The 6,440-nt window shown below is 51.5% G+C and carries 4 protein-coding genes; 1 reads left to right on the forward strand and 3 read right to left on the reverse strand.

Features of this window, described 5'->3' with window-relative positions; all coding sequences use genetic code 11:
* Positions 1–31 precede the first annotated feature (31 nt).
* Positions 32–934 carry a lipid A hydroxylase LpxO gene (lpxO, locus tag GYRE_RS08450; RefSeq protein WP_038254577.1) on the reverse strand — a complete coding sequence of 301 codons (903 nt, stop codon included), beginning with the start codon at positions 932–934 and terminating at the stop codon, positions 32–34.
* 637 nt (positions 935–1,571) lie between these two features.
* On the opposite strand from lpxO, the gene GYRE_RS23195 reads away from it, so the two are divergent.
* Positions 1,572–4,472 (forward strand): inverse autotransporter beta domain-containing protein, encoded by a 2,901-nt coding sequence (locus GYRE_RS23195; protein WP_051860938.1) that lies wholly within the window; start codon positions 1,572–1,574, stop codon positions 4,470–4,472.
* A gap of 353 nt (positions 4,473–4,825) precedes the next feature.
* Here the strand turns inward: GYRE_RS23195 and GYRE_RS08460 are convergent, their stop codons facing one another.
* Together GYRE_RS08460 and GYRE_RS24820 are read right to left on the reverse strand one after the other, a co-directional pair.
* Positions 4,826–6,004: a multidrug effflux MFS transporter gene (locus GYRE_RS08460; RefSeq protein ID WP_051860939.1), complete on the reverse strand. Its 1,179-nt coding sequence runs from the start codon at positions 6,002–6,004 to the stop codon at positions 4,826–4,828.
* A gap of 224 nt (positions 6,005–6,228) precedes the next feature.
* On the reverse strand, positions 6,229–6,440 hold a 212-nt coding region (locus GYRE_RS24820; RefSeq protein ID WP_211248364.1), incomplete at its 5' end, for a hypothetical protein.

Here is a 6,440-nt window from a genome sequence, read left to right on the forward strand (position 1 = left end):
ATGCGTGGCTTTATCAAGGGAGCCAACACGTTTAAAACAAGCTCCAGACAGACACCGCAATACCGCCGAAAACGAGCCATTTAACGATGTAGTACACCGTTTTATTCCACGCTTTCAGCTTTTTGCCGACGATACGGATCTGGTAGATATAACGGAAGCTTTTGTTGATACCGCCAACACGATCGCCGACGTCGTTCGGCGCGGCGGCGGCGCTCATTAAATGACGCCCAAACCAGTAATTCACTTTCTGCGCCCAGCGATAGCGCATCGGGCGTTCGATGTCGCAGAACAGAATCAGCCGGTTTTCGCCGCTGGTATTTTCAGCGTAGTGAATAAAGGTTTCATCAAACAGCACGCCTTCGCCATCCCGCCAGCTATAGCGTTCACCATCCACTTCAATAAAACAGCGGTCATCATTAGGGGTGGAAAGCCCGAGGTGGAAGCGTAGTGAACCGGCGTAGGGATCGTGGTGGCGCGGCAGGCGGCTGCCATCCGGTAGCGTTGCAAACATCGCTGCTTTAACTGATGGAATACTGCGTAGCAGCTCGGTGGTTTTAGGACACAAAAGGCTGGCGGAAGGGTGAGCGTCTTCGTACCACTTCAGGTAAAAACGCTTCCATCCGGTTTTAAAGAACGAATTAAATCCGGCATCATTGTATTTCTCCGCCGCTTTAATTTGCTCCACCTGCTGCAGATAAATGCCTTCTTCCCGAATAATCTGCCAGTGCTGCTGAAGAACGGCTAGCTCTGGAAACGCAACTGTCCCCAGGTAGGGTGTATTCGGCACGCGGGAGAAAAGGTACATAAAACCGTTGAGCGGTGCGGTGAAGGTGGAATGATCCGAAAGCTGGCGCCAGAAGCGGTATCGGATCTTTCCACGAAAATGTACGTACAGCACAGAGATAACGATAATAAATAAGACGATATACTTCATGTGGTTTTATCCTGCCATCAACGAGATAAACGCATCCCAAAAGAGAACTGTTTTTTTTATGTTGCAAAAGCTCAAACCACTTACAAAGATAGTACAGATTTTCTTATGTCATCATTAATATATTCGGTGCACTTAGAGCCTACATCAATTGAACTTTATTCCAGGCGAGGAGACCACAGGCAGAATGCAGCATGCCGCTAATTTTCGGTCTTCTTTTCCCATCGAGTTAGGACAGGGTGAAAACGATTCACACCATTGTCCAGGATGGCTGTGTGACGCTGATGATATCTTGTCAGCAGCATACATTACTGGCTGCCTGTCACAATCAATGCCTCGATATAGCACTTATCCTCCGGCTTACCAATGAGATTTCCGATCTGGTATATCACCAGTGAGAAGCATTATGTTAGCAAATAACTAACAATATCAGGAATTATTCTCAAATGATTTCATCATACCGCTATAGCTAAATGACCTCTGATATAATAGCACCCGCTAAATGATATATTATGCGGTGCAGAGGGTATTATCATTTAGCAGAAACGGCCTGCGAAACCTTTTTCTTTATAGATGGTTTAAACAAACTTTTAATGAAGCCGAAATTAAATAGCTTATTCATTTAAAATATGAAGATGTAATGATGATATCTAACTCTTTTTTGAGAGCATTTTTCGCCCTGGTGGCGAGCTTCTGGTCTTTTGTCATCCTGCCGGTTGCTCCGGCTTACGCTGCCATTCTTTCGGCCCCGGATGATCCCCAGGAAACATCACGTTCCAGTAGCACGGATGCTAATGATGAGACCGCCCGCACCCTGGCCGGTTGGGCGCAGTCCGCTGGCTCGACTCTGGCTTCCGTTCACGCCGATACTGATATGAGCACCGTGGCTGGCGACCAGCTACGCAACGCCGCCGCTGGCGCTGCTACTGCAGAGGTAGAGCGTTGGCTCTCCGGTTTTGGTACGGCACGGGTCCGTCTCGGCGTTGACCGCGACTTCACTTTGAAAAACTCTGATCTTGATTTTCTTCTCCCCTGGTACAACGCACCGGAGTGGGTAGTATTCACTCAGCAAAGCATTCACCGTACCGACGACCGTACTCAGATGAACCTCGGTGCCGGTGTTCGCCACTTCGGTGCTGGGTGGATGGCCGGGGCTAACGCCTTTTATGACTATGACCTGACCCGCTACCATCAGCGGGCCGGGCTTGGCGCTGAGTTGTGGCGCGACTACCTGAAGCTCGGTGCCAACGGCTACTTCCGTCTCAGCGGCTGGCGGGATGCGCCGGAGCTGAACAATGACTATGAGGCCCGACCGGCTAACGGCTGGGACCTCCGTGCCGAAGGCTGGCTGCCAGCGTACCCACAGGTGGGTGGGAAGCTGACTTATGAGCAGTACTACGGTAAAGAAGTGGCACTGTTTGGCACCAGTAACAGGCAGGACAACCCACAGGCTATCACCGCGGGGATGAACTGGACGCCAGTACCGCTGGTCACGCTGAGTGCGGAGCACAGCATGGGCAACGGAGGGATGAACGACTCCCGCTTCGGACTGCAGCTGACCTGGACGCCGGGGTTGAGCCTGGCGCAGCAGCTTGATCCAGACGCGGTACGTGAACGGCGCACCCTGGCAGGCAGCAGGCTTGACCTGGTGGAGCGTAACAACAACATCGTCCTCGAGTACCGCAAGAAGGCGCTAATTAAGCTGGCACTGCGCGAGCGTGCGGAGGGCACACAGGGACAAGTGTTTACCCTGGTAACCGGGCTGCAGACGAAGTACCCACTACAGGCTATCGACTGGAGCGCCGGCGACTTCCTGGGGGCGGGCGGACGGATGACCGGCAGTGGCCCGACTACGCAGTTTACCCTGCCTGCCTGGCGAGCGGGGGCAAATGCTGCAGAAACGTCGCGACTTAACACTTATATCATTACCGCCGTGGCCAGGGACAGTCAGGGTAACCGTTCTGACCGGGCGGAGAGCACCCTTATTGTCAAAGATACAGGCGTACAGATACTTACTGGTAACCTGACTGCCGGAAGCGGTGCGCGGGCGAACGGCATTGATGTTAACACCGTGACGGCCATGGTCACCGACGGTGCCGGACGAAGAGTTTCTGGTGAGACAGTGCTCTTCACCTTGCCTGCCGGATTAAGCGTCGCCGGTGCGGTACACAGCACCCAGGTGAGAGTGACGACGGACAGCAACGGTGTCGCTAAACTGGATTTGATTAGCCTGACGCCGGGAACCTACAGCCTGCAGGCTCAGGTGGGTACGGCGCCGGCGGTCAGTACCACCACATCGTTTGCACAGAATACGGATACAGGCCCACAGGAGATACTTAACCTGGAGGTGACGGTTCCGGCAGACAATGCGCTGGCTAACGGGCAGGACAGGAATACGGTCAGTGTAGTGGTGAAAAACCCGGCAGGTATCCTCCAGACGAACACGGTGGTGCACTTCAGCGTAACGTCGGGAGCTACCCTGTCCTCTTCTGATGTCACCACCGACGGTAACGGTGTGGCTCAGGTGACGCTGACCAGTGTGGCCGCAAATACTTATACGGTGGTTGCGGCAGCAGGTGGTGGGAGTCGGACGGTGCCGGTGACATTTTCCGTGGTACCGTTGCAGGGTGTGCTGACGGCCAGCCCGGCGTCTATTCCGGCGGATAATACGACTGTGAGTACGCTGACCCTGACGTTGACGGACCAGAACGGTACGGTACAGCCGGGTAAGCCGGTGGTGTTCGGTGTGACGGGGGTTAACGGCAATGCCACGATAATAAGCGACACGGCAGACCACGGGAATGGTATCTATACAGCAACGCTGAGAGGGGCTGACACGGGTACAGCAACCGTGACAGCGATGATCAGCGGTGTGGCACTGTCCGGTGCGATTACGTCGGTGACGCTGACGGCGCCTGGCACTCAATTTACACTGACTGCGACTACACATTTGGCTTCCTGGAATTACGCCGCAAATTCCGGTTTTCCGAAAACCGGATTTACTCAGGCGACTTTCACTGTCAATCCTCCGGCAGGACACAATGCCGCAGAATATTCATGGAAAGTACAGCATAAGGACGGAAGTCCCGTTTCATGGCTAAGTGTTGACAGCACCGGTATTGTTACATTCAACAGTGAACCAACCAGCGCAACTGATGCCAGTGTCGAAATTATTGCAACACCGGCGTCCGGTGGCGTTCAGACGTTAGGATACCAGTTTGCTTTGACGGGCTGGTTTACCAGTTATAGTGGTTCAATGAACTGGACCGATGCCACTGCCTTATGCAGAGTTCAGGGGCAAAGACTGCCATTCCGGACCAACCTGAGTAGTGGAACGACATCGGATGGTGTTGTAGGGAAATTATTCAGTGAATGGGGGGGACCATCTCACTACCCGGGTTCTGGTTTCATTCGTGATAACTACTGGACATCCGAAGGGGCGCCTGGAGCTATGATTTATGGGATAAACAGTCAATCTGGGATAATAAACTCTTACCTTCCCAGCCACAGCCTTTCTGTTACTTGCATAAGGGATATGTAATATATGGGGAAGTTTGTATATAGAATCTGTGGTCACTCCCGTTTTTTACAACACAGATATATCATTGGCTGGCTTAATTTTATCCGTCGTCCAAATCGCGCCACGGTAAGTTCCACGCCAGATGAACCTCAGAAAGATTATACTGTTTCAGATGAGCCATCTCGATATACAGGTTCTTCAATAGGCTGGTCTGCCGTTTGCATCATCAATTATCAGTATTCGCAAAACTAGATAAATGATTATTTAAATAATTTATTGCTGTAGAGACTTACGACGCGAACGTTTGTTGTCGCGTCGTAAGCGCCTTGTCTATCCTGACCAGCTTGTTTGCCAGTACGCAGGTCAGAACAAAGTTACTTTTTATGCGCAGTCATTCCCCGACCTAGTCCGCCATTTTCTGCCCGGAGTCTCAGGATATAGCGCCATCCGATCAGAGCAATAATAATGGCATTGATAATAAGCGTTAACCCCAGGCTCTGGAATACACCGGATAACCCCAGCCCCAGTGCTATCAGCAGATAGTAGAAAAGGCCAAACAGCGCTCCGGCGGTACCGCGACAGTCGTTATAGGCGCTTAACGCGGAGCCCAGAACGACAGGGATAGCCATTGAGTAAGAAATCATCACTATTGCCATCGGTGCGAGAAACCACAGCGAATTTGCGAGCAGATACACGCCGGTGCCGCCAATGATATTCATCATGAGGGCAATCGGAAGTATGGCGTCGCTGCCGCGCTGGCTTTTCAGCAACAGACGATTTATCTGTGCCCCAACCACTGAACCTGCCGCCAGAATAACTCCGGTATAGCCGAAGGATTCTGGAGTCTGCCCCAGACGCTGGAACATAAACGGCGCCAGGCTGTAATAACTGAATAATGAGACGTTAAATAACGTCACCAGTATCGTCGCCTGCCAGAGTTTTCCATCCTTGATGGTACGGTGAAGTACACTCGTAAACGGGGTGCTGTTGGTCATCGCCGGGCGCGTTTCTTCAAGAGTGAAACATGACCAGGCGAGCAGCACGAGGGCAAGGGTGGCCAGGCTTGCAAAGACCATCCGGTATCCACCGAAGGAGGCCAGCACCCCACCGAGGTAAACCCCAATAGCAGGACTAATAGCGAGCGCCATGCCGATAAACGAGAAGATCTTTGCCAGTGCGTTGCCGCTGAAGCGGTCACGAAAAATCGTCTGGGTGACCACGGAGCCGCAGGCTGCACCGAATGCGGCTAAAACCCTGGCAATCAGGATGACGGAAAAGTCTTTTGCCAGCAGCGCTGTCAGAGATCCTGTTCCGTACACCAGCAGTCCGCCCAGAAGAGCTGGCCGACGGCCATATATGTCACTAATGCGGCCCCAGGCTAAAACACCAAAAGCGAAACCAAAGAAATAAACGGAAAGAGTTTGTGATGCTTCCAGGGTGCTCACCGAAAATTGCAGCGCAATATCGGTAAGTGCCGGACTATAAATAGTTTCAACAATTTGTGGGAACATCAATAGCATTGTTAATAACGCCATGCTATTACGGCTAAACATTTTAATCCCCTCTGTACCCGTCATACTTCAAGTTGCATGTGCGTTGGCATTCCTCGCTCGCCCCAGTCACTTACTAATGTAAGCTCCTGGGGATTCACTGCGTCGCCGCCTTTCTGCAACTCGAATTATTTAGGGAATATAATTAATAAAGAACAATATTGTAGGGAATGACGTTCTGGCCTGTTATCAGGAGTCGGACAATGAATATCAAAAATCTGACATTTTTATTGTTTTTGTAAATTCTGCCCATGACTGCTTACAGTCAGCATGAGGTCGTTACAGATAAAATCGTTTCCAGGCAAGGTATTAGCGACTAATCGTGAGATACATCCCGGTAGCCAATTTCGATTGAGATTATCCTTAATGTTTTCAGGGTGAGCCTTTCTCGCCGTTCTTTTTATACACAGCAGGTACTCAAGCAATGTCAGAGATGACT

The organism is Yokenella regensburgei ATCC 49455 (genome assembly GCF_000735455.1).
GTDB lineage: Bacteria > Pseudomonadota > Gammaproteobacteria > Enterobacterales > Enterobacteriaceae > Yokenella > Yokenella regensburgei.

Coding starts and splice junctions, on each gene's coding strand:
- GYRE_RS08460 (WP_051860939.1), bottom strand. CDS start 6,004: ATGTTTAGCCGTAATAGCATGGCGTTATTAACAATGCTATTGATGTTC.
- lpxO (WP_038254577.1), bottom strand. CDS start 934: ATGAAGTATATCGTCTTATTTATTATCGTTATCTCTGTGCTGTACGTA.
- GYRE_RS23195 (WP_051860938.1), top strand. CDS start 1,572: ATGATGATATCTAACTCTTTTTTGAGAGCATTTTTCGCCCTGGTGGCG.